Source organism: Tetzosporium hominis (assembly GCF_002265435.1).
Lineage (GTDB): Bacteria > Bacillota > Bacilli > Bacillales_A > Planococcaceae > Chryseomicrobium > Chryseomicrobium hominis.
In genome coordinates this window covers 1-248 of the sequence record NZ_NOKQ01000345.1, presented here as the reverse complement: position 1 = coordinate 248, position 248 = coordinate 1, and the positions used below count along the sequence as shown (strand labels likewise).

Annotated in this window: 1 pseudogene; it reads right to left on the bottom strand. The window is 45.6% G+C overall.

The window, feature by feature from the left end:
* A pseudogene (locus CF394_RS14740) lies at nucleotides 1–248 on the bottom strand (aspartate/glutamate racemase family protein); the annotation flags it as partial.

The window sequence follows — 248 nt, the reverse complement described above, 5'->3', positions numbered from 1 at the left end:
CACCGCATTTAAATCCGTGCAGGCTGAAATGATGATATCTGCATGCTGACTGATTTCTTCATATAGTTTCTGCCACAATGCTTGTGTGTGCTGCATATGATTGGGCTGTTTGATTGCGGCGATAAGCTGGTTCACAGCCAGCTGCCAATGGTCCTTGTGAACAGCTTCTTGTCCATTTGCCTTCAGCCCTTTTTGGTAGATGGCGGATTGGATGGTTGAATCTGTTCCTAAAACCACCGCTTTTTTTG